Source organism: Chelatococcus sp. GCM10030263 (genome assembly GCF_042666455.1).
Classification (GTDB): domain Bacteria; phylum Pseudomonadota; class Alphaproteobacteria; order Rhizobiales; family Beijerinckiaceae; genus Chelatococcus.
In genome coordinates, this window is sequence record NZ_JBHTDB010000016.1 from 99,747 (window position 1) to 123,136 (window position 23,390).

Sequence of the window (23,390 nt, forward strand, 5' to 3'; positions counted from 1 at the left end):
ATGCCATGTCGGACGCAACGCGTGTTTCGCGAGCTTCCCATCCCGGACGTCGCCGCAGGCTCTGGCCGATCATTCTGCTCGGCGCGTTGCTCGCGCTCATTGGCATCGTGCTCATTGCCGGCGGCGCCTGGCTCGTCGCGGTCGGCGGTTCGGCCTACTACCTGGTGGCCGGTATCGGCCTCTTGGTCTCCGGCGCTCTCATGATCAGCGGCCGGGCGGTCGGCGCTTGGCTCTATATCCTCGTCTTCATCGCCACCTTGCTATGGGCCTATTGGGAGGTCGGGCTCAACGGCTGGGCGCTCTTGCCGCGCGTTGTCGGGCCGGCGGTGCTGCTCTTTCTCGTCCTCGCGGCGCTGCCGCGTCTTACGGGCTACCGCTGGCCGGGCATTCTCGCCGCCATGGCCGTACTGCTGGTTGTCCTCGTCGGAGGCGGAGTGGTGATCGCCGACCGCAACGCGCCCGTGGGGCAGGAGCCGCTGCCGGCGCCCAGCTCCATCGCCATGTCCGATCCGGTGCGGCTTGCGGCCGGGCCGGACTGGCCCGCCTATGGCGGCAGTGACAGCGCGCGCCGCTATTCGCCCTTGAACCAGATCAATCGGGAGAACGTCAGCCGGCTGCAACGGGTCTGGGTGGCGCATACCGGCGACCTCCCGTCGAGCGAGTTCGCCGAGGGCAAGTACGGGGCGGAGACGACCCCGCTCAAGGTAGGCGACACGCTCTTCCTTTGCTCCGCCAAGAACATCATGATCGCCCTCGATCCCGCGACGGGGCGCGAGCGCTGGCGCTACGATCCCAAGGTGCCGGATGAGTGGATCCCCTATACGGCGGCCTGCCGTGGCGTGACCTATTACGAGGTGCCGAACGCGGATCCCGCAACGGTTTGCGCCCGGCGCATCATCGAGGGCACGCTCGACGGGCGGCTCATCGCCGTCGACGCCGGCAACGGCACGCCATGTCCCGACTTCGGGCAGAGCGGCGTGGTCGATATCAAGGTCGGCATGGGCGAAGTCGTGCCGGGAATGGTGTCGATCACCTCGCCGCCGACGATCGTGCGCGGCGTCATCGTCACTGGCCACCAGGTGCTGGACGGTCAAAAGCGCGATGCGCCATCCGGCGTCATCAAGGGTTTCGACGCCGTCACCGGCGCGCTGCGCTGGGCCTGGGACATGACGCGCCCCGATATCACCGGCCTGCCGCCGGAAGAGCAGACCTATACGCGCGGCACGCCTAACATGTGGACGATCGCCTCCGGCGACGAGGCGCTCGGGCTCGTCTATCTGCCCATGGGCAATTCGGCCGTTGATTACTGGAGTTCGGCCCGCACCTCGCTGGAGAAGGAATTCGCCACCTCGATCGTTGCCCTCAATGTCGAGACGGGTAAGCCCGCCTGGCATTTCCAGGCCGTGCACAACGACGTCTGGGACTATGATTTCGGCTCGCAGGCGACGCTGGTCGATTTTCCGACGCAGAACGGCCCCGTGCCGGCGCTTGTGGTGCCGAGTAAGCAGGGCGACATCTTCATCCTCGACCGGCGGACCGGTCAGGCGCTCGTCGGCATGGAGGAACGCCCGGTGCCGCAGGGCGGTGTCGAGCCCGAGCAGCGAGCGAAGACCCAGCCGTTCTCGCTCTACCACACCCTGCGCAAACCTGAACTCACCGAGGCGATGATGTGGGGCATGTCACCGATCGACCAGATGATCTGCCGCATCCAGTTCCGCACCGCGTCCTACCAGGGCTACTTCACGCCACCGACGGCCGATCGTCACTGGATCGAATATCCTGGCTACAACGGCGGCTCGGACTGGGGCAGCGTCGCCGTCGATCCGACCCGCGGCATCATCATCGCCAACTACAACGACATGCCGAACTATAACGAATTCGTGCCCCGCGGGGAGGCGGAGCGGCTCGGTTGGGCGCCACGCGGCCAAGAACGCGGCGAGATGGGCGGGGCGGAAGGCGCCGGCGATCCGCAGATCGGGGCGCCCTACGCGATCAACGTCAATGCGGGCTGGCGCCTGCCGGTCACCAAGCTCCTGTGCAAGGAGCCGCCCTACGGCGGCATCCGCGCCATCGACCTCAAGACCGGCAAGACGCTGTGGGACAGGCCCTTCGGCACGGCCCGCGCCAATGGGCCCTTCGGCATTCCCTCCGGGCTGCCGATCACTATCGGCACGCCGAACAACGGCGGCCCGGTGGTGACTGCAGGCGGGCTCATCTTCATCGCGGCGGCGACCGACAACCTGATCCGCGCCATCGATATCGAGACGGGCGAGACCGTCTGGCAGGATGCGCTGCCGGCCGGTGGCCAGGCGACGCCGATGACCTATGAGGCGAACAGCCGGCAATATGTGGTCGTCATGGCCGGCGGCCACCATTTCATGGAGACGCCGATCGGCGACGCAGTTGTCGCCTATGCGCTGCCGCAGTGACGTTTCCCCGTCCCTGCAGATAGGAGAGGGGACAGGTCCGCCATCTGGCCTATTCCCCGTGGGCGGGCGGTGGTCTATGAGGCAGCCAAGGAGCCTCGCCATGACCGATCGCATGACCAACCGCATCACTATCCGCCGCCCAGACGACTGGCATGTGCATCTGCGCGACGGCGCCATGTTGAGCGCCGTGATCGGCCACACCGCCGCGCAGTTCGGGCGCGCCATCATCATGCCGAATCTCGTGCCGCCGGTCGTGACTACCGCCGATGCGCTCGCCTACCGCGCCCGCATTCAGGAGGCCTTGCCGGCGGGCAGCGATTTCACGCCGCTTATGACCCTCTACATGACCAACGGCACGAATGCCGATGATGTGGTGCGCGGGTTTGAGGAGGGCATCATTGCGGGTGTGAAGCTCTATCCGCAGCATGCCACCACCAATTCGAATTTTGGCGTCTCGCAGATGGAGACGATCCATCCCGTGCTCGCCGCCATGGAGCGCGCGGGCGTCCCGCTCCTCATGCACGGTGAAGTCACCGATCCCGCCGTCGATATCTTCGACCGCGAGGCGGTGTTCGTCGAGGGCGTGCTCGACCCACTCGCCAAGCGCTTCCCGGGCCTCAAGATCACCCTGGAACATGTGACGAGCGCCGAAGGCGTCGGCTATGTGGAGAGCGCGCGGGCGGGGATCGGCGCAACCATCACGCCGCATCACCTGATGTTCAACCGCAACGCCATTTTCCAAGGTGGCATCCGTCCGCATTACTACTGCCTGCCCATCGCCAAGCGCGAGCATCACCGGCAGGCGCTGCGGCGAGCGGCGACCTCGGGCAATCCGCGCTTCTTCCTCGGCACGGATACGGCCCCGCATACCCGCAGTGCCAAGGAGGCCGCCTGCGGCTGCGCAGGGCTCTTCGTCGCGCCGGTGGCGCTGCCGACCTATGCCCAGGTTTTCGAGGAGGAGGGGGCGCTCGACAGGTTTGAAGCCTTCGCCAGCCTCAACGGCGCACGCCATTATGGGCTCGCGCCCAATGCGGGCACTGTCACGCTCGTGAAGCAGCCTCGCTTCGTGGCCGAGGATGTCGCGGTCGTTGGTGGCGAGGCCGTCCACGTCTACCGGGGCGGTGAAGAGGTGGGCTGGACCATCGAACCCTGACCGTCGTTCTGGATTCCGAACCGGGCTGTCGCGGCTTGTGGAGGCGGGCCGATATATCCCCGCTTGAATTTGCGCTTGAGTTGATCTGATATTGCGTTGCAGCATATCGAGGCGGCGGCACTTCCGCTTTGAGGGGAGCGAAAGCAATGAAGATCAACAAGTTGCTCGTGGCCAACCGGTCCGAGATCGCCATCCGCGTCTTTCGCGCCGCAACAGAGCTCGGCATCCGCACGGTCGCGATCTATGCCGAGGAAGACAAGCTTTCGCTCCATCGCTTCAAGGCCGACGAGGCTTATCTGGTGGGCCGCGGCGCCCAGGGCGAGAAGACGCTCGGTCCCTTGGAGGCCTATCTCTCTATCGAGGAGGTGATCCGCGTCGCCAAGGCCGCCAAAGTCGACGCGATTCATCCGGGCTACGGCTTTCTGTCGGAAAGCCCGGAATTCGCCGAGGCCTGCGCCGCCGCCGGCGTCGTCTTCATCGGCCCACGGCCGCAGACCATGCGCACGCTCGGCAACAAGGTGGCGGCGCGCAATCTCGCCATTTCCGTCGGCGTGCCGGTGATGCCGGCGACGGACCCGCTGCCGGACGATCCGGCCGCGGTGAAGCGCCTCGCGGCCGAGGTCGGCTATCCCGTCATGCTGAAGGCCTCGTGGGGCGGCGGCGGGCGCGGCATGCGCCCCATCGACGGCGAGGACAAGCTGATCGATGCCGTCACGACCGCGCGGCGCGAGGCCAAGTCCGCCTTCGGCAAGGACGAGGTCTATCTCGAAAAGCTGGTCACCCGCGCGCGCCATGTGGAGGTGCAGCTCCTCGGCGACAGCCACGGCAATCTCGTCCATCTCTTCGAGCGCGACTGCTCGATCCAGCGCCGGCATCAGAAGGTGGTGGAGCGTGCGCCGGCGCCGTTCCTGGACGAGGCGGGACGGGCGGCGCTCGCCGCGGCAGCGCTCGAGATCGGCCGCGCCACCGGCTATGTCGGGGCCGGCACGGTCGAATTCCTCATGGATGCCGACACCGGCCAATTCTATTTCATCGAGGTCAATCCGCGCATCCAGGTGGAGCATACGGTGACCGAGGTCGTCACCGGGCTCGACATCGTCAAGGCGCAGATCCGGATCGCCGAGGGTGGCCATATTGGCAACGTGGAGGAGACCGGCATCCCCGAGCAGGCCGCGATCCGCCTCAACGGCCATGCCCTGCAATGCCGCATCACCACCGAGAATCCGGACAACAATTTCATCCCGGACTATGGGCGGATTTCCGCGTATCGCGGTGCCTTCGGCTTCGGCATCCGGGTTGACGGCGGCACCGCTTATTCCGGCGCGGTGGTCACCCGCTTTTATGATCCGATGCTGGAGAAGGTCACCGCCTGGGCACCGACCCCGGAGGAGGCGACGCACCGCATGGTCCGTGCGCTGCGGGAATATCGCATCCGCGGCGTGGCCACGAACCTGGCCTTCCTGGAGGCGCTGCTCGAACACCCGAGCTTCGTGTCCGCCGCTTACACCACGCGTTTCATCGACGAGACGCCCGCGCTCTTTCAGCTCGACCGACGGCGCGACCGGGCGACCAAGCTCCTCACCTATATCGCCGACGTCACCGTCAACGGCCATCCGGAGGTGAAGAACCGCGCGCGCCCGCCGGCCGAGGCCCGCCGGCCGGTGGCGCCGGTTTTTTCTCCCTCTCCTCTAAAGGGGGAGGTGGACGCACCTGCGTCAAGACTTGCCCCTCACCCGGACCTACGGTCCGACCTCTCCCCGCAAACGGGGAGAGGTGTAGACGGCACCCGCCAACTGCTCGACCGGCTCGGGCCAAAGGGTTTCGCCGACTGGATGCGCACTCAGACGCAGGTGCTCGTGACCGACACGACGATGCGCGACGCCCATCAGTCGCTGCTCGCCACGCGCATGCGCACCCATGACATCGTCGCCGTTGCGGAGGCCTATGCGCGCGGCCTGCCCGAGCTCCTTTCCCTCGAATGCTGGGGCGGGGCGACTTTCGATGTCGCCATGCGCTTCCTCAACGAAGATCCCTGGGAGCGGCTGGCCCTCTTGCGCGAGCGGGTGCCGAACGTTCTCCTGCAGATGCTGCTGCGCGGTGCCAATGGCGTCGGCTACACCAATTATCCCGACAATGTCGTGCGGTTCTTCGTGAACGAGGCGGCGAAGGCCGGCATCGATCTCTTCCGCATCTTCGACTGCCTCAACTGGGTCGAGAATATGCGGGTAGCGATCGATGCCGTCGGGGAGGCCGGCAAGATCGCCGAGGGGGCGATCTGCTACACCGGCGACATTCTCGATCCCAATCGTGCGAAGTATTCGCTCAACTATTACGTATCCCTCGCCAAAGAACTCGAGGCGGCCGGCTGCCATGTGCTCGGTCTGAAAGACATGGGCGGGCTGCTCAAGCCGGCGGCGGCGCGCGTGCTCGTCAAGGCGCTCAAGGAGGAGGTCGGGCTGCCGATCCACCTCCACACCCACGACACCTCCGGCATCGCGGCGGCGAGCCTGCTGGCGGCGGTCGACGCGGGCGTCGATGCGATTGACGCCGCCATGGATTCCATGTCGGGGCTGACCTCGCAGCCCTGCCTCGGCTCGCTGGTGGAGGCGCTCCGACACGGCGAGCGCGAGACGGGGCTCGATCCGGAGGCGATCCGCCAGATCAGCTTCTACTGGGAGGCGGTACGGCAGCAATATGCGGGTTTCGAGAGCGATCTGAAAGCTGGCGCCTCGGAAGTCTATCTGCACGAGATGCCCGGCGGTCAGTTCACCAATCTCAAGGAACAGGCGCGTTCGCTCGGGCTCGACAGCCGCTGGCACGAGGTCGCGAAGGCTTATCGCGCCGCCAACGATCTTTTCGGCGACATCGTCAAGGTGACGCCATCGTCCAAGGTCGTCGGCGACATGGCCCTGATGATGGTGGCCCAGGGTCTGACGCCCGAAGACGTGCTCGATCCGGCCAAGGAGATCGCCTTTCCGGGCTCCGTCATCGAGATGTTGCGCGGCGATCTCGGCCAGCCGCCTGGCGGCTGGCCGGAGGCTCTGACGCGAAAGGCGCTGAAGGGTGAGACGCCCGCGACGGTGCGGCCGGGCTCGCTTCTCGCCGACGCGGATCTCGAGGTGGCACGCGCCGAAGCGGCAAAGGTCTTGGAGGGGGAGGCGGCCGATACGGAACTCGCTTCCCATCTCATGTATCCGAAAGTCTTCGCCGAATTCGCAGCTGCGCAACGTAAATACGGGCCGGTCTCGATGCTGCCGACACTCGTCTTCTTCTATGGGATGGCGGTCGGCGACGAAATCTCGGTGGAGATCGAGAAGGGAAAAGCGCTGGTCGTCCGCTTGCAAGCAATCGGCGAGACGGACGAGGAGGGGCAGGTCCGCGTCTTCTTCGAGCTCAACGGCCAGCCGCGCATTGCCAAGGTGCCGAACCGGTCTGCCGCGGCAACAGGTCAGGCCCGGCGCAAGGCGGATGAGGCCAATGAGGGGCATGTGGCTGCGCCGATGCCGGGGTCGGTTTCGACCATTGCGGTCGCGGTCGGGCAGACGGTGAGCGCGGGCGACGTGCTCTTGAGCATCGAGGCGATGAAAATGGAAACGGCGCTGCATGCCCCTCGCGACGGCACCGTCTCGGAAATCCTGGTTCATCCGGGCAGCCAGATCGATGCCAAGGACCTGTTAATGACCATTGCCTGAGTTGTTTTTGCTTCACGACATACAAAAATGCGTGTAGCTGCGTCCTGGGTGTGGCCTGAAACCGGCAAAGTAACCGGATTTTCACCGGCGCTCGGGGCTTCGTGCCCGGGATCGCCACGGCCGCGGGATGCGGTGAGAGGCGAGGGCTTATCAAAAAGAGCCAAAAACCGCGCATTTTGCCATATCTGGGTTCTCGCGCGGCGGCCAATTCGGAGTTATGATTTCACTCGCCACGAGCACGCGGGTTGAATAGAATTCACCAGCGTAAATGTGTGGTGCGCCGAAACCTTGTTCGGATATGAGCTACTCTCTTCAGTTGGATCTTCCTGTATGAACCGATATGACGATTCCCGTGACGCGCGCCGGCGGGGCGCCCGTAGAGACGGTTTTGAGGCGCGCGATAGCGGCTTTGGGAATTCCCGCTCCGGCGGTGATCCAAGAGGTGGTGATCCGAGAGGCGGCGATCCAAGAGGCAGCGATCCGAGAGAGGCCATGTTCGCCCCTCCGGCAGGTCCGGCCATCGAAGCGACGGTAAAGTGGTTCAATCCAAGCAAGGGCTTCGGCTTCGTCGCTTGCTCGGATGGCTCGGGAGATGCGTTCCTGTCGCTCAGAACGCTTGAAGCAGCCGGCCATGCCGGCGCGGAAGCGGGCGCACGGGCCATCGTGCGCTTGCGCGACGGACCCAAGGGCCCCCAGGTGGCCGAGGTCGTGGAGCTCGAGGATCTGCCGCCGCAGCAGCGCGCGCCACGTGCGGCGGGTGGCCGTTTCGGCGCCGGCGGCGGTGGTGGCGGATATCCGCCCCGCGCGGAAGGTCCGGCCGAGGAACTCCAGGGTACCGTGAAGTGGTACAACCGCGACAAGGGCTTTGGCTTCGTTCAACCTGACGATGGCGGCCGCGACGTCTTCGTCCATGCTTCGACCTTGCAACGGGCCGGCCTCAGCGATCTCGCCGAGGGCCAGCGCGTGCAGATGAGCGTTGTTGCCGGGGCGAAGGGCCGCGAGGCATCGAATATCTCGGCGAGCTACTGAAGCCTAGCCGATGCGATCCGGTCCGGCTGAGCCGGCGCCGGTTTGCAGTAATGGCGACTAGGCAGGCCAGCCGCACGGCTGTGATCCTCTGTGAAGTCTTGAAAGGTGAAACGGTCGTTTCACCTTTCTTTTTGCCCGCACCACTCATTCGCACCACGGTGACGGAAGTGGAGCCGCGCCGCAGCACTTGAGCCCAGCCGCAGCGCTTAGGTCCAGCAGGATTTGGATCCGATGACAAGCGACCGCATGCGCGCGCCGCGTTGAGCCCGTCGGCTATCTCCCGAGACTGTTTCGTCCCGCTCAACGTGTTTGTCCCGCCCCATGCGCAGGATTTGGCGCTAAGCACGGAGTTGGCGCCAAGGCTCGTGACGGTCATCCGGTGGGGGCAGTGGCCAGACCTGTCATAAAACTGCGGGCTAAATCGCCAAGAGTAAGCTCGGAGGAGGCGGGGCGAAGCGGATGGGGCGGAGCGGTGCACTGTCGAGCGCCTCTGTGGCGCCTGGATGACCAGCCGATGCCCATGTTCGCGACTTTGGATCGGCCCGATTCAAAGCTAAGGTGAAGTCTCAGATCGGGCCGATGCAGGCGGCAGTACCTGCAGTCCCAGGAGGTTTGGAATGACGGCACGCCGGTTGCGGAAGACCCACCACCAGACCGAGCGTCCGCCATTTGAGTGCATTGCGCTTCTCCTGCAGGGAGGGGGAGCACTCGGCTCCTACCAGGCTGGGGTCTACGAGGCGCTCGCTGAAGCCGATCTCCACCCGGATTGGGTCGCCGGCATTTCCATCGGCGCCATCAATTCCGCGATCATCGCCGGCAATCCGCCGCAGGAACGCGTGGCGAAACTTCGGCAGTTCTGGGAGGGCATTACGTCCCGGCCGTCCTGGGACGTCCTGACCAATCTCGGCTCGAATGTTCCGCGTGGCGACATGATGCGCGGCTTCTTCAACCAGGCGAGTGCCTGGTATGCCCTGACGCAGGGGGCGCCGGGCTTCTTCAAGCCGCGCGTTCCGCCGCCGTGGATGATGCCGCCGGGAACACTCGAGGCGACGAGCTATTTCGACATCTCCGACCTGCGCGGCACGCTCGAGCGGCTGGTCGACTTCGACCGTATCAATCACGACGGCATGCGATTGAGCGTCGGCGCCGTCAATGTCCGCACGGGCAATTTCCTCTATTTCGACTCCACCACGCACACCATCGGCCCCGAGCATGTGATGGCGAGCGGCGCGCTGCCGCCGGGCTTTCCGGCCGTCGAGATCGAGGGCGAGTTCTATTGGGACGGCGGCCTTATCTCCAATACGCCCTTGCAATGGGTGGTGGAGAACTCGAGCCAGGATGTGCTCGCCTTCCAGATCGACCTGTGGAGTGCGCGCGGCCACTTCCCGCTGGACTTGCCGCAGGTGTCGGTGCGCGAGAAGGAGGTGCAGTTCTCGAGCCGTACCCGCGCCAGCACCGACCAGTTCAAGCGGATGCAGCGGCTCAAGGTGGCGCTCGCCGACTTTCTGGCAAGGGTCCCCGACGAATACAAAGCCGGGCCGGATTACGAGCTGTTGAAGCCAACCGCCGATCGGCATCTCTATAACATCGTCCATCTCATCTATCGCTCGAAGACTTATGAGGGTCAGTCGAAAGACTACGAGTTTTCGCGATTGAGCATGGAGGACCATTGGCGCGCCGGGTATAACGACGCGGTGCGCTCGCTGCGGCATTCAGAGATCTTCGAGCGACCGACCAATATCGAAGGCGTCGCTACCTTCGACTATGCGATGAGCGGCGACTGACCGTAGCGGATCGGCCGCGGACGGCATTTCGTGTGTTTTCGCGTCGGCACGCGGTCGCGTGGGACGCAAGGGTGAGGCGGAGGAACGAGCAGATGAAGGAACACGAGGTTCGGGACAAGGCATTCGCCATGCCGCTCACGAGCCCGGCTTATCCGCCGGGCCCTTATCGGTTCATCGACCGCGAATATATGATCATCACCTATCGCACCGACCCGGAAAAGCTGAGGGCGCTGGTTCCGGAGCCGCTGGAGGTGACGGAGCCGGTCGTCAAATACGAATTCATCCGAATGCCGAACTCCACGGGTTTCGGCGATTATACCGAGACGGGGCAGGTGATCCCGGTCTCCTTCGAGGGACGCAAGGGCGGCTATACCCACTGCATGTTCCTCAACGATCATCCGCCGATCGCCGGCGGTCGCGAGCTTTGGGGGTTTCCGAAGAAGCTCGCCAGTCCGACCCTCCGTGCCGAGATCGATACATTGGTCGGGACCCTCGACTACGGCCCGGTGAGGGTCGCGACCGGCACCATGGGCTATAAGCACAAGACGGTGCCTGAAGAGACCGTCAGGGCGGCGCTCTCGGCGCCGAACTTCCTCCTGAAGGTCATCCCGCATGTGGACGGCAGCCCGCGCATCTGCGAGATCGTCGAATACTACCTGGAAGATCTGACAATCAAGGGCGCGTGGTCCGGACCGGCGGCGCTGTCCCTCAATCCGCATGCGCTGGCGCCCGTCGCCGAGCTGCCCGTGCTCGAGGTCGTCTCGGCGCTGCATGTGGTGGCCGATCTCACGCTCGGTCTCGGCAAGGTGGTACATGATTACCTGAAGTAGCCGAGCTTGGGCTTTGCAATCAGCCTGGCTGCGGCTCGATGTGCGCAAATTGCGAGTTTGATGATGGCGTTCTGCCGCTGTTATCATTTTGTCCGCACTGCAAAATTCGCCTTATGATCGGATGATCATCTGAATGGGTAAAGACCCGCCGAATGTATCAAGGCGAAAGTGATCATCATGAAACTGGAGACTTGGCCCCACAGCCGCGCACCGGATTTGTGGCTTGGCGAGTGTAACGACCCCGTCGACCTCCTGCTCGCCGAGCATCACCATCATCGGACGGTGTTTAGGCGTATGGTCCGCATCATCGAACGGCAGCAGGACGCCGTCACCGCCCTGCGGACCATCTTGGTCCCGTTCGCTAACGACGCGGTGCTGCATCGCGCTGACGAGGAAGAGACGCTTCTTCCATTGCTCTCTCAGCGGACCCGGCGAGAGGACGGGTTCGGGGACCTCCTCAAACGGCTGATTGAAGACCACGTCAGCATTGTCGATATGGCGGTCTCGGCTGCGTTCTCGCTCAAACTGATCGAGGATAGCGAGGCGCCCCTGCCAGAGCGGCTGAAAGCCGATCTACTCCGTTACGTCTTTGCGGCGGAGGGGCATCTCGCCTTTGAAAACGGCCTCTTGCTGCCGATCGCCCATCAGAGGCTGACGTTGCTCGACCGGCGCATTATCGAGCAGGACTTTCGCCTTCGCCGCGGCATGGTGATCCTACCCGCGACCGGCAACGGCGCGACGTCATCGACCGTATCGGCCCTGACCCATTGATGCAGTTGGGGGAACCCGGCAACGATTGTCTATAACGCGCCTGAACCGGCACGCGTGAGTTGCGCACCTCAGCCGATGAGGGCAGCATGATCGGGTCATGATCATACCCATCACGCGGATCACCTTGCAGGATGTCGCCGAGGAGGCGGGCGTTTCACTGGCAACCGTCGACCGCGTGCTGAACAGGCGCCCGGGTGTGCGCGCGACCACCGTGCAACGCGTGCAGAGCGCCATCGATCGGCTGGGGTACCGGCCCGACCCGCTGGCGGTGCGGCTCGCGCGCAAGGAGAGCTATCGCTTCTGCTTCATCATGCCCGCTGGCATCAACCGCTTCATGCATCTTCTGGAAGAGCAGATCGGGGCGGCAGCGGAGTGGCTTGCCGGTCAGCGTGCCTTCGTGGAGGTCAAGCGGGTCGATGTCTTCGATCCCGAAACGCTGGCGTGCGCCATCGAGGGGCTCGATGAGCGCTACCAGGGCGTTGCCGTCGTTGCGCTCGATCATCCGAAGGTCCGCGCCGCCATCGACGATCTCGTCGGCCGCGGCGTCGCGGTGGTGACGCTGGTCTCCGACGCGCCAGCCTCGCGGCGCCTGCGCTATGTCGGGATCGACAATACAGCCGCCGGCCGCACGGCGGGGACGCTCATGGGACGCTTTGCCGGCGGGCGCCGCGGTTCCGTTGGTGTCGTTGCCGGTTCCCTTGCCTTGCGCGACCATGCCGAACGGCAACTCGGGTTCTTCCAGGTGATCTCAGCCGAATATCCCGGCCTCAAGGTGCTGCAGGCGCGCGAGGGCCGGGACGATATCGGCCGGACTGGGCAGGTGGTGCAGGAACTCCTGGCCGACAATCCCGATCTCGTCGGCCTCTACAACGTGGGTGCCGGGCTCGAAGGCCTGGCGGCCGCCTTGCGTGAGCGCGGCCGCGATCAGGATATCATCGTCGTCGGGCATGAGTTGACGCCGCATACGCGCCGGTTCCTGCTCGATGGCATCGTCGATGCGGTGATCAACCAGGATCCGGGCCACGAAGCGCGCTCGGCAGCGCGCCTCCTCCTCGCCCATTGCAGCGGCGATAGGATCGTCCCCGAACAGGAACGTATTCGCATCGACATCTTCATCCGCGACAATCTTCCCTGACGAACTGCCGCGCGACGCCGCAGCCTGTCGGGGTCGCGCGGATCACGCAGCCCGCTTCAGGGCTTCGTCGGCGGTCAGGGCCGTCTCGCGGGTGCCGGAGACGATGAGCTCGAGGATCTCGCGCTCTGTGGTATGGGCGATATAGCGATCGCCGACATTCTCGCCGCGCTTCAGGACCATGATGCGGTCGCCGACCTCGAAAATGTCGGTCAGGCGATGCGAGATGATGATCTGGGCAACGCCCTGACGCTTCAATTCGCTCATGGTCTCGAGCAGGCGTTCCGTCGCCATCACCGAGAGATTGGCCGTCGGTTCGTCGAAGATGACCACCTTCGGATTGAAGGAAATGGCGCGCGCGATCGCCACGGACTGCTGGCGTCCGCCCGAGAGGCTTTCCACCTTCTGGTAGACGGAATTGACGTCGACCTTGAGGCGCGACAGGACGGTGCGCGCCTCCTCGTACATCTTGGGCCGGTCGATGAAGAGACCATAGCGCTTCGGCCAGCGGCCGAGAAAGATATTCTGGCCGACGTCCATGTTTCCGCAGAGCGCGAAGTCTTGGTAGATCATTTCGATCCCCCGGTCGCGGCTTTCGTGCGGGCTCTTGAAATGGGTCGGTTCGCCGTTGACGAGCACCTCGCCGGCGTCCCGGACGTAAGCGCCGGTCATCACCTTCATCAAGGTCGACTTGCCTGCGGAATTGTCGCCGACGAGGCCGAGGATCTCGCCCGGCATCAGGTGAAGGTCGACATTGCGCAGTGCCTGCACGGCGCCGAAGGTCTTGACGATGCCGCGCATCGAGATGATCGGACGAGTCATTGTGTCACTCCTGCCAAACGGGCATGGCGGCGGCGTCGCCACTCGCCGAGAACATTGTTCTGCCTGAACCATATATCGCCGATTACGGCGGCTAAAAGGATCAAGCCTATGAATACGTTCATCCAATGCTGCGGCATCACGAAGGACGACCCGTCGGCGAGAAAGATCTGCAGCGACAGGAGCGCGCGGATCAGGGTGATCACCGCCGCGCCGGCAAGCGACCCGATGATCGTGCCGTAACCGCCGAAGATGGATCCGCCGCCAATGATGACGGAGGCAATGGCATCGAGCTCACGCAGTTGGCCCGCTGCCGGATTGTAGCTCCGGTAATAGGCGACATAGATCACGCCTGCCGCAGCGGCGCAGAGCGAGGAAAAGACGAGCGAGAGCCAACGCACGCGCTTCGTATTGATGCCCGCATAGCTCGCCGCGCGCTCGTTGCCGCCCGTGGCATAGACTTTTTGGCCGAAGGACGTCGCGCCGAGTACGATGGCGGCGAAGATAGCAACGAGACCGAGAAACAGCGTCTGCACGCTCACGGCACGCGCCAGCGGTTCGAAGGGTCCGCCATCCGGCGATAATCCGATCGCGTTGAGCACCGACGCCAAACTGCGGCCGAGGAGATTATAGGTCTCGGGGAAACCGGAGAGCTGTCGGCCCGATACCAGCCAGGCGGCCAAGCCGCGGGCGATATAGAACATGCCGAGCGTGGCGACGAAGGCCGGCATGCCGAGCCTGGCGGTAAGCCAACCGTTGAAGACGCCGCAGGCGACCCCGGCGAGGAGCGCGAGGAGGACCGCCGTTGCCGGGTCGCCCCCCAGCTCTTTCATGGTGAAGGCCGCGACCGCCCCCGACAGGGCCAGCACCGAGCCGACCGACAGGTCGATGTCGCCATTGGCGATCACATAGGTGAGGCCGATGGACAGCAAGCCGATCTCGGTGAAGGCGAGCAGGAGGTTGAAGGAATTGTCGAGGGAGCCCCAGAAATCGGGCCTGAGCCAGAAGCCGGCAATCCAGAGCACGATCATGAGGATGACGGCCGCGGCGTCGCGGCGGTGCAGCAGCCCCCTGAGGCCGCGCGCGCCGACGCCGCGCGCTTCGCTCGCTCCGCCCATGGTCTTCACGCCGACGATGGCGATGCCGCCCGTGTCCAGCGCGTGCGGCCGCGGCTGTCGGAAGAGCCAAGCCTTTAGTCGACCGAGCGCATTGCCGCGCACCACCAGCGGTTCGAGCAGCACGGCGCCCAGAAGCAGGAGGCCCAGGAAAGCCGGCACGGCCCCCGGGGGCAGTTGCGCGAGCGCCGCCACCTCCATCTTGATGCCGCCCACATCCACGATGCGGGTCGTCGGCAGGCCCTCGCGCAGCACCTTGTCGATGAGCACGACGAGGGCAGCCCCGAGGCACGCGCCGAGCACCCGCCCGCGGCCGCCGGCGATCGAGGCGCCGCCAACGATCACCGCGGCGATGACGATGAGCTCGGCGCCCTGGCCGTATTGCGAGGTCACGCCCTTGTCCTGGGCGACATTCATCAGCCCTGCCACGGCGGCGCAGACCGAAGACAGGACGAAGGCGCGGATGCGGACCCAGCGGGTGTCGATGCCGGCATATTGCGCCGCCTGGTCGTTGCCGCCGGTGGCATAGGTCTCGTAGCCGATGCGCGTCTTGGCGAGCAGGATGGCGCCGACGAGCGCAAAGGCAAGGAAGATCAGGATCTGATTGTTGAAGCCGAGGGTATTGGTTTCGCCGATGGAGAAGAAGCCGAAATCGCGCGCCTTGATGTCGTAGCCGATGGTCTTGCCGCCGGTGAGCCCCAGCACCACACCGCGGCCGATGAAAAGCATCGTCAGGGTCGCGATGAAGGGCGGCACGCGCAGGACTGCCACAAGCACGCCGTTGAGCAGCCCCACCACGACCCCGAGCGCGATACAGATGACAGCCGCGGTTCCCGCCCCGAGGTCGAAATGCGTCGGCGCGAAGAGAATGGAGAAGACGACCGCCACGAATCCCAAGGTGGAGCCGACCGAAAGGTCGAGATCGCGATTGACGATGACAAATGTCATGCCGACAGCCATCACCCCAAAGCGGGCCGTATCGCGCAAAACGGCGGAGATCGCATCGGTTGTGCCGAAGAAGGCCGGGTTGATCACCGCTCCGACGATGTAGAGAAGCACCATGAAGACCAGGAGCCCGGCCTCCCAGCTTCCGAGGAGCTGGTTGGGGAGGTGGGACCCATGGGAGGGGGGCTGCCGTCCGGCCGTCATTTCAAGAGGCATGCATTATCCACTGTCTCGCGACGCCGAGGGCGTCCAACCGATCGCAATTCCGCCGACACGGCTCGTGTCGAAACCTTCGCCCGGCAGGATGGCGATCGCCACCTGTCGGGCAAGGGACGAAGAGGGCGGCGAGAGCCGCCGCCGATGTCCGCGCGCCCCACCTTATGGGGGCAGCGCGATGCGCAGCGCCAAGCTGGCGCTGCTCCGGGCCTCAGTTCTCGTAGCGCTTGCCGATCTTCTCGACGTTGTCCTTTGTCACGAGCTGGGCGCGCGTATCGAGATTGGCGGCCGAGATGCCGCGGTCGATCTGCAGATAGAGCTGCGCCACCGGCCAGAAGCCTTGGAGGAAGGGCTGCTGGCCGAGGGAGCCGGTGAGGGCGCCCGTGCGGATCTGCTCCTGCTGCTTGGGACCGAGATCGAAGCCGAAAGCGCAGATCTTGCCGTTGAGCTTCAACTGGCCGATCGCATCGCCCAGGGCGGGCGTGACGAAGCCGTTGGCGGCGAAGGCGCCGACCACGTCCTTGCGGCTTTCGATGAGCGTGACGATCGAGCCGACGATATTGTCCTTGTCGACGTCGATACCGATGTTCTGCGGGCCGGCGTCGACCTTGAAGTCCTTCAGCTTGCCGGCGGTGTTGAGCGCTTTCACCGTTGCCTGGAACGCCGCCGTGATGCGGTTGTTGACCTCGACATTGCCGAGCGTCGTCGTCGAGGGGAAGATGATCGAGCCGCCCTTGACGTCGTTCTTGATGAGGCATTGGGCGAGCGCTTCGCCACCGATCGCTGCCGCCGAAGCGTCCTGGCCGGTATGCGAGATATGCGAGCGGCCGTAGAGATTGGGATCGAAGGAATTGGTGGTCGCGACCGGAATGCCCTTGGCTTCGAGCTTCCGGACGATGTCGTCGTAAGCGCCGGACTGCGGGGTGGTCATGATGACGCCGTCGATCGTCGGATCGTTGATCACCTGATTGATGATCTCGATCTCGCGCGGAATGTCATCGACCGGCGCTTCCGAGCCGAGCGTGATGAGATTGATCCCGAAGGCGTCGGCGGCGGCCTTGGCGCCCACATAGGTGGGGTCGAAGAAACCGTTGCCAGCCGTATGCGTGATGATCGCAAAGGTCAGCTTGCCGTCCTTGGAATGGAAATCCTTGGTCGTCGGCGCTTCCTTGGCAGCTTCGTCGAAGGAATAGCCGCCGACGGCCTTCGATAGCGCGCCGGACTGGGCGTGAGCCGCAATGCTGCCGAGCGATACGCCGGCGATAAGGGCAGCAATGAGCGTCAAGGTTTTCACTGGGAGATCTCCTCGGGCAGTCCCGGATGGTGAGCTGTCGCAGAGCGTCATCGCTCTACAGGTTTGTTCCAGTCTTCGCTTTTGCACATCCTGCCATTGCAGTCGCATGGGGCGCCGGAACCCGGCGCCGGCAGGATTTGCAGTCATTATTTCAGGAATTCGGCGACGTTGTCCTTGGTCACGACGTCGAGCCCGACATAGGTGATATCTTGAACCTTCTCCCCCTTCTTGAGCGCCATGAGAATATCCATGGCCTTCTCGCCCATCTCGAAGGGGCGCTGGCCGACGAGCACATTGGCATAGCCGTCGCGTAGCAGCTCGAGCTCGACCTTCAGCGTGTCGGGCATGACGAGCGCGAGCTTGCCGCTCTCGTAGTTCTTCTTGTTGGCATCGACGAAGCTCTTATAAGCCTCGGGCGCAAACAGCGCCCACCCGCCCACCGGCACAACGGCATCGACGTTGGGATTGGCCGTAACGAGGTCCGAAAGCTGCTGGTTGGCGAGCGCCGAGTCGTCGTTGCAATAGGCAGGTGAGCCGCTGACCTCTTTCCATCCCGCCCCCTTCAGAACCTCGTAGAGCCCGGCGAGGCGCTCGTTCAGGTTCTCGGCCGCGGGCCCGCCCGACTGGGTGATGAAGGTGCCCGGCTGCGGCTTGCGCTTGATGAGCTCGCGGCCGAGTTGGCGGCCCATCTCCTTGTTGTCGGTGCCGACATAGGCTTGGCGGGCGGATTTCGGCGAGTCGGCATCGAAGGTGATGACATTGATGCCGGCATCGCGCGCCTGTTTGATCACATGGATCGCAGCTTCCGCGTCCGACACGGAAATCGCCATGCCGTCGACGCGCTGCGTGATGAGATCCTGGATGATCTGCACCTGGCCCGCTGGCTCGTGTTCGATCGGCCCCTTGTAGATGCACTCGATCCCGAGTTCCTTGGCGCGCTTCATGCAGCCGTCGCGCGACAGGTCGAAATAGGGATTGTTCATCGCCTTGGGTACGATGGCGAAACGCAGCTTCTGCTGCGCCGCCGCCGGTGCCGCCATGGCGAGTGCGGCGAGCGCCGCGAGAATGATGCGTTTCATCAAGCTTCCTCCTTTGCCGGATGGGCCTTGCTGCCCCTCCAAGGCTCTTCTTCTCTCCGCCGGGCGTGCCGGCACGCTCGCGTCCGGCCGCCGTTCATGTGGCGCGCAGGCTGCGCAGCCTGTCGACGATTGCCGCGAAGATGATGATCATGCCGATGATGGCCGTCTGCCAGTAGCTGTCGGCCCCCGCCAGGACGAGGCCGTTGCGGATCACCTCGATCAAGGCCGCGCCGACGATCGCGCCGATCGGCCCACCGGTGCCGCCGGCGAGATTGGCGCCGCCGATGACGGCCGCCGCGATGATCGTGAGCTCGTAGCCCTGGGCGAGATTGGCCTGGGCCGCGCCGAGCCAGCCGGACATCAGGATGCCGGCAAGCCCCGCCGTGATGCTGCAGACGATATAGACCGTGATCTTCCGGCGCTCGACCGGCACGCCCGTAAGCGCCGCCGCCCGCTCGTTGCCGCCGATCGCGAAGATGTGGCGGCCGACCGCGGTGTGATGCAGGACAAAGCCCATGAGGGCGGCCCCGAGGAGGAGATAGACAAGCGGCACCGGCAGACCGAAGAGCTTGCCGTTGGTCAGCGCGTAGAAGCTGTCGACCCCCGGCCCGCCAGGCGCCTGGCTGCGTCCCTTTGTGATGACATAGGTGAGCCCCCGGCAGACCGAGAGCATGCCCAGCGTCACCACGAAGGGCGACAGCTTGAGGCGGGCGATCAGGACGCCGTTGATGAGCCCGATGAGGCCGGCGAAGACGAGCCCGATGAGGAGCGCGAGCGGCATCGACACGAAGGCGAGCGCCGTCTCGGCGAACCACTTCATGAGGATCATGGTGACGACGGCCGTGAGCGCCATCACCGAGCCGACCGACAGATCGATGCCGCCGGTGATGATGACGAGCGTGGCCCCCAGGGCGACGATGCCGACATAGGAGAAATTCTGCGAGGTGCGCAGCAGGTTCTCCGCCGAGAGAAAATTGTCCGCGACCAGCGAGATCCCCATCGTAATGATGAGGAAGGCCAGCACCACATAGGCGGTTTGCGAGGCGAAGAAGCCGCGCTGCCACCAGCGGATGCGGCCGACATTGGCAAAGCCGGCCGTCTCGCCCGTAGGCCGCGCCGCGGTCGACACGTCGTCCATCAGGCAGCCTCCTTGGCCCCGGTGATGAGGGCGGTGATCTCCTCGGGGCTCGTGCGGTCGATCGGCTTGTCGGCCACCTTCGTGCCACGCCGCAGGACTGCCACCCGCTCGCAAACCGAGAAGACGTCGGGCATGCGGTGGGAGATGAGGATCACGGCGATGCCGGCATCCTTGAGGCGGCGGATCAGATCGAGCACCTCCGCCACCTGACGCACCGAGATCGCCGCCGTCGGCTCGTCCATGATGACGAGCTTGGCATCGCTGAGGCGCGTGCGGGCGATGGCGACAGCCTGGCGCTGCCCGCCCGACATCTGGCGGACGAGATCGTCTGCGCGTGTTTCGGACTTGAGCTCCCGGAACAGCTCCGCCGCTCGCCGGTTCATCGCCGCGTGGTCGAGGATCGAGAGTGGGCCGAAGCGCCGTCGCTTCTCACGGCCGAGAAAGACATTCGCCGCCGCGGTGAGGTTATCGGACAAGGCGAGGTCCTGGTAGACGACCTCGATGCCGACGGCCCTGGCGTCGATCGGCTTTGTGAAGCGCACCGGCCGTCCGTCAAACATCATCGTGCCGTGGCTCGGTGGGAAGTTGCCGGCGATGATCTTGACCAGCGTCGATTTGCCGGCGCCGTTGTCTCCCATCAGCCCCAAAACCTCGCCTGCGGCGACGGTCAGATCGATGTCCGACAGGGCCCTGATGGCTCCGAATTCCTTGCCCACTCCACCCAAGACCAGGAGCGTCAATGGTTATCCTCCCCTTGCCGTTTGACACGGCCGGCTGGCCCCATCGAGGAGCTCTTTGCCCGGACCTTGGCGAAAGGCCTCACATTTCGCAAGCCATCCCTTCGTTCAATAACACGATTGATGAGAGGCGCACATCAGGCAGCGAAATTCCACCAGTAGAAACCGCAGCTAAGGCCCAGCCTCTTGCTGAGCCTCGATAGGCGCCTTGCTCAGAGCCGTTGCGCGTCGGCTTACGCTTGACGAGCCGGTTGCCTTTCCCGCCAAGATGAGTGGCGACCATCATAACGCCGCCTGCGCGTCGCGGCACCAAGGAGCCTGTCCATGCCTGCCATCTATTCCGACCTCGCCGACAAGACCGTTCTCGTGACCGGGGGGGGCTCCGGCATCGGCGAAGCGATCGTCCGGCGCTTCGCCGAACAGAAGTGCAAAGTCGGATTCATCGACATCAAAGGGACGGAGTCGGCCGCCTTGGTGCGGGAGCTGACGGCGGGCGGGGCGCGCGTTCACTTCGAGCAGGCCGACCTGACCGACATTGATGCCTTGGTCGCCGCTGTCGACCGCATCCGCACGGCTTTCGGTCCGATCGAGGTTCTCGTGAACAACGCCGCGCACGACGAGAGGCATGCGACCGAGAACGTGACGCCCGCCTACTGGGACGATCGAATTGCCGTCAATCTCAAGCATCAGTTCTTCGCGGCACAGGCTGTGCTGCCGGACATGAAGAGCAACGGCGGCGGCGTCATCCTCAATTTCGGGTCGACATCGTGGATGGTCGGGCTGGGCGGTATGGCCGTCTATACAGCCGCCAAATCGGCCGTTCTCGGTCTGACGCGTTCGCTCGCCCGTGATTTCGGGCCCGACAATATCCGCGTCAATGCGATTGCCCCCGGCTGGATCATGACGCAGCGGCAGCTCGACAATTGGCTCACGCCGGAAGGGGAGGAGGAGCTGATGCGCCGCCAATGCCTGAAGCGCAAGCTCGTACCGGACGAGTTGGCCCGTTTCACGGTGTTCCTCGCATCGGAGGAGGCTTCAGCGTGCACCAACCAACACTATGTCGTTGACGGCGGCTGGGTGTGAGCGAGGGAGCGCCGCGTAACGCGCGGCGCTCAACCACGGCGGTGGGAGGGGAGCCCCGTTCCGCCAGTCGATTGCACGCAGAATGCAACGCCTTCCTTGCGCGACGGACGCTACCAAGGAACGAAAGGCCACTCTGCGCCGAGTCGCACCAGATGCTGGGTCGTGGCGAGGCGCCGGATTCCAACGGGGCTCGTTTCCTATGCTCTCGTTCGGTGGATCCTTGTTCCGCGCTTTGCGTCAGGTTGGGCTTGCGCCGGCGTTGCTGTTTCGCGATTCGGTAGAGCCGCGTCCCCGCCATGTGCGGGAGAGCGGCAGGTCGAGCTTATTGCGCCGCAACAGAGCTGCCCGGATCGCCGGAAGCGACGCCTTGTTTTCGTTGGTGAAATTGATCTGCTTCCCGGAAAGTTGCAGTGTCGTTTATGCAACATGGGGGGCAAAAACACCCCCAGGACGGCCCGGACGGGTTAGAACCGATTGAACCTGATCAAGGTGTCCCGCATGGTAGCGAAGCGTCGGGGGCACCCGTCACGCATCGCTGGGTCGATTACTTCAAAGGGCCAGGTCAGCTCCAAGAAGGATCGCCTCAAAAAGAACGGGGAAGAGGGACTCTGAGGTTCGGTCGTAAGACTGCGCCCACGAAGTAGAACCTGCTCCCAAGGGTCTCGATTTTGGAGGTCAGAATGAAGCTCGTTAAGAGCCTTCTCCTCGGCAGTGCTGCCAGCTTGGCCGCGGTCGCCGGGGCTCAAGCCGCAGATCTTCCTATGACGAAGGCTGCGCCAGTTGACTATGTTCGCGTCTGCTCGGTCCATGGCGCGGGCTTCTTCTATATCCCGGGTAGCGATACCTGCATCTACATCGGCGGCCGTGTGCGCGCCGAGTATATGTATCTCGAGCCCAAGTGGGACAGGGCCGGCAACGGTCGTTACCGCGACGCCACGGGCTTCCGGGCTCGCGGCCGTCTGAACGTCGATACGCGTACCTCGACGGAATTCGGCACCGTCCGTGCCTTCTTCCGGTTTGACATCACCCGCGACACCGGCGCCTACAACAACGGCTTCGCCTCGGGTAGTGTCGTCAAGACGAACCTCGACAAGGCCTTCATCCAGTTCGCGGGCATCACGGCCGGTGTGGCGCAGTCGATGTTCGACTTCTGGGCAGAGGCGTGGAACTACGGCGCGGCTCCGGGCGTTCTCCCCGGTTCCGACGCCGGCCAGACCCAGATGCTCGCCTATTCGGCGACCTTCGGGAACGGCTTCTCGGCAACGATCTCGCTCGAAGATCGCAATCAGCGCAACGTCAACGCCGACTTCTATGACGTCGCTGGCGAGCGCATGCCCGACGTGGTCGCCAATGTCCGCGTCGATCAGGATTGGGGTTCGGCTCAGTTGTCCGGTGCGGTGCACCAGCTCAACAGCGGCGCACTCGATCCGTTCGGCGGCCGTGTCGACAACGAATACGGCTGGGCCATCCAGGGCGGCGTAAAGGTCAACCTTCCGATGCTCGCCGCTGGCGATCAGCTGTGGTTGGAAGCCGCCTATGCTGACGGCGCTCTGAACTACCTCGGTGTGACGGGTGACGTTGAAGTCGGGCCGGTCGCCTTGATCTCGGCTGATGCCGTTCTCCTGAACAACGGCAGCATCAAGAAGACCAAGGGCTGGAACGTCCTCGGTGCCTTCCAGCACTACTGGACCCCGAGCCTGCGCTCGGTCCTGTGGGGCAGCTACACCAGCGTCGACTACTCCGGTTCGGCGATCTCGCAGTACACCCTGCTGCGTGACTTCGACGTCCTGCAGGTGGCCGGTCAGCTCGTCTGGTCGCCGACGAAGGCCTTCGACATCGGTGTGGAAGTTCTCTATTCCAACATCGACGCGAAGCATAACTACGCGGCTCCGGTCGTGCTCAAGGGCTCGGAAGATCAGTGGCAGACCCGTCTGCGCTTCCAGCGCGACTTCTGATCTGAACGAAGGATCGATCGGCGAAGCCCCGGCCTTGTGCCGGGGCTTTTTTGTTGCGCCTAGGTATCCGGGCGATGGGCTAAAGCTGGCTCCGTTTCGAACGACGTGGATGCCGGTGCGTGTCAGAACAACGCGATAAGCTACGACGCTAACATCCCTTTCGCCGTTTTAGAGAAAGCGATTCTGGTT

General features: G+C 64.4%; 16 protein-coding genes. 10 read left to right on the forward strand and 6 right to left on the reverse strand.

Features of this window, described 5'->3' with window-relative positions; genetic code table 11:
- Window positions 1-5: 5 nt before the first annotated feature.
- From ACFQU1_RS22875 to ACFQU1_RS22910, 8 genes are all read left to right on the forward strand, one after another.
- Window positions 6-2,429: a membrane-bound PQQ-dependent dehydrogenase, glucose/quinate/shikimate family gene (locus ACFQU1_RS22875; protein WP_378137103.1), complete on the forward strand. Its 2,424-nt coding sequence runs from the start codon at window positions 6-8 to the stop codon at window positions 2,427-2,429.
- A 100-nt stretch (window positions 2,430-2,529) separates the two neighbouring features.
- Window positions 2,530-3,582 carry a dihydroorotase gene (pyrC, locus tag ACFQU1_RS22880; protein ID WP_378137105.1) on the forward strand — a complete coding sequence of 351 codons (1,053 nt, stop codon included), beginning with the start codon at window positions 2,530-2,532 and terminating at the stop codon, window positions 3,580-3,582.
- 146 nt (window positions 3,583-3,728) lie between these two features.
- Window positions 3,729-7,274, forward strand: coding sequence for a pyruvate carboxylase (pyc, locus tag ACFQU1_RS22885; RefSeq protein WP_378137107.1), 3,546 nt, complete (start codon window positions 3,729-3,731; stop codon window positions 7,272-7,274).
- Between the two features lie 492 nt (window positions 7,275-7,766).
- Window positions 7,767-8,303, forward strand: a complete 537-nt coding sequence (locus tag ACFQU1_RS22890; RefSeq protein WP_378137110.1) for a cold-shock protein — start codon at window positions 7,767-7,769, stop codon at window positions 8,301-8,303.
- Window positions 8,304-8,920: 617 nt separating this feature from the next.
- A complete protein-coding gene (locus tag ACFQU1_RS22895) occupies window positions 8,921-10,087 on the forward strand; it encodes a patatin-like phospholipase family protein (RefSeq protein ID WP_378137112.1) in 1,167 nt (388 codons plus the stop codon).
- 92 nt (window positions 10,088-10,179) lie between these two features.
- Window positions 10,180-10,917, forward strand: coding sequence for an acetoacetate decarboxylase (locus ACFQU1_RS22900; RefSeq protein ID WP_378137114.1), 738 nt, complete (start codon window positions 10,180-10,182; stop codon window positions 10,915-10,917).
- A gap of 177 nt (window positions 10,918-11,094) precedes the next feature.
- Window positions 11,095-11,688 carry a hemerythrin domain-containing protein gene (locus tag ACFQU1_RS22905; RefSeq protein ID WP_378137116.1) on the forward strand — a complete coding sequence of 198 codons (594 nt, stop codon included), beginning with the start codon at window positions 11,095-11,097 and terminating at the stop codon, window positions 11,686-11,688.
- A 97-nt stretch (window positions 11,689-11,785) separates the two neighbouring features.
- On the forward strand, window positions 11,786-12,823 hold the full coding sequence (locus ACFQU1_RS22910) for a LacI family DNA-binding transcriptional regulator (RefSeq protein WP_378137118.1): 1,038 nt from the start codon (window positions 11,786-11,788) through the stop codon (window positions 12,821-12,823).
- 42 nt (window positions 12,824-12,865) lie between these two features.
- Here the strand turns inward: ACFQU1_RS22910 and ACFQU1_RS22915 are convergent, their stop codons facing one another.
- From ACFQU1_RS22915 to ACFQU1_RS22940, 6 genes are all read right to left on the reverse strand, one after another.
- A complete protein-coding gene (locus ACFQU1_RS22915) occupies window positions 12,866-13,642 on the reverse strand; it encodes an ATP-binding cassette domain-containing protein (RefSeq protein WP_378137120.1) in 777 nt (258 codons plus the stop codon).
- The gene (locus ACFQU1_RS22920) at window positions 13,639-15,915 is read right to left on the reverse strand and encodes an ABC transporter permease (protein WP_378137122.1); all 2,277 of its coding nucleotides are present in this window, start codon (window positions 15,913-15,915) and stop codon (window positions 13,639-13,641) included. The genes ACFQU1_RS22915 and ACFQU1_RS22920 overlap by 4 nt, the downstream gene beginning before the upstream one ends.
- 211 nt (window positions 15,916-16,126) lie before the next feature.
- Window positions 16,127-17,209 (reverse strand): substrate-binding domain-containing protein, encoded by a 1,083-nt coding sequence (locus ACFQU1_RS22925; RefSeq protein WP_378137124.1) that lies wholly within the window; start codon window positions 17,207-17,209, stop codon window positions 16,127-16,129.
- Between the two features lie 146 nt (window positions 17,210-17,355).
- A complete protein-coding gene (locus ACFQU1_RS22930) occupies window positions 17,356-18,288 on the reverse strand; it encodes a sugar-binding protein (RefSeq protein WP_378137126.1) in 933 nt (310 codons plus the stop codon).
- A gap of 94 nt (window positions 18,289-18,382) precedes the next feature.
- Window positions 18,383-19,426 carry an ABC transporter permease gene (locus tag ACFQU1_RS22935; protein WP_378137128.1) on the reverse strand — a complete coding sequence of 348 codons (1,044 nt, stop codon included), beginning with the start codon at window positions 19,424-19,426 and terminating at the stop codon, window positions 18,383-18,385.
- Complete coding sequence (locus ACFQU1_RS22940) at window positions 19,426-20,166, reverse strand: ATP-binding cassette domain-containing protein (protein WP_378137130.1); 741 nt, start codon at window positions 20,164-20,166, stop codon at window positions 19,426-19,428. Before ACFQU1_RS22940 ends, ACFQU1_RS22935 begins: the two co-directional genes overlap by 1 nt.
- Before the next feature lie 321 nt (window positions 20,167-20,487).
- On the opposite strand from ACFQU1_RS22940, the gene ACFQU1_RS22945 reads away from it, so the two are divergent.
- Together ACFQU1_RS22945 and ACFQU1_RS22950 are read left to right on the forward strand one after the other, a co-directional pair.
- Entirely contained in the window at window positions 20,488-21,246 is a 759-nt protein-coding gene (locus ACFQU1_RS22945; protein WP_378137133.1) for an SDR family NAD(P)-dependent oxidoreductase, read from the forward strand.
- 680 nt (window positions 21,247-21,926) lie between these two features.
- Window positions 21,927-23,201, forward strand: coding sequence for a porin (locus ACFQU1_RS22950; RefSeq protein ID WP_378137134.1), 1,275 nt, complete (start codon window positions 21,927-21,929; stop codon window positions 23,199-23,201).
- The last annotated feature ends 189 nt before the right edge of the window (window positions 23,202-23,390 follow it).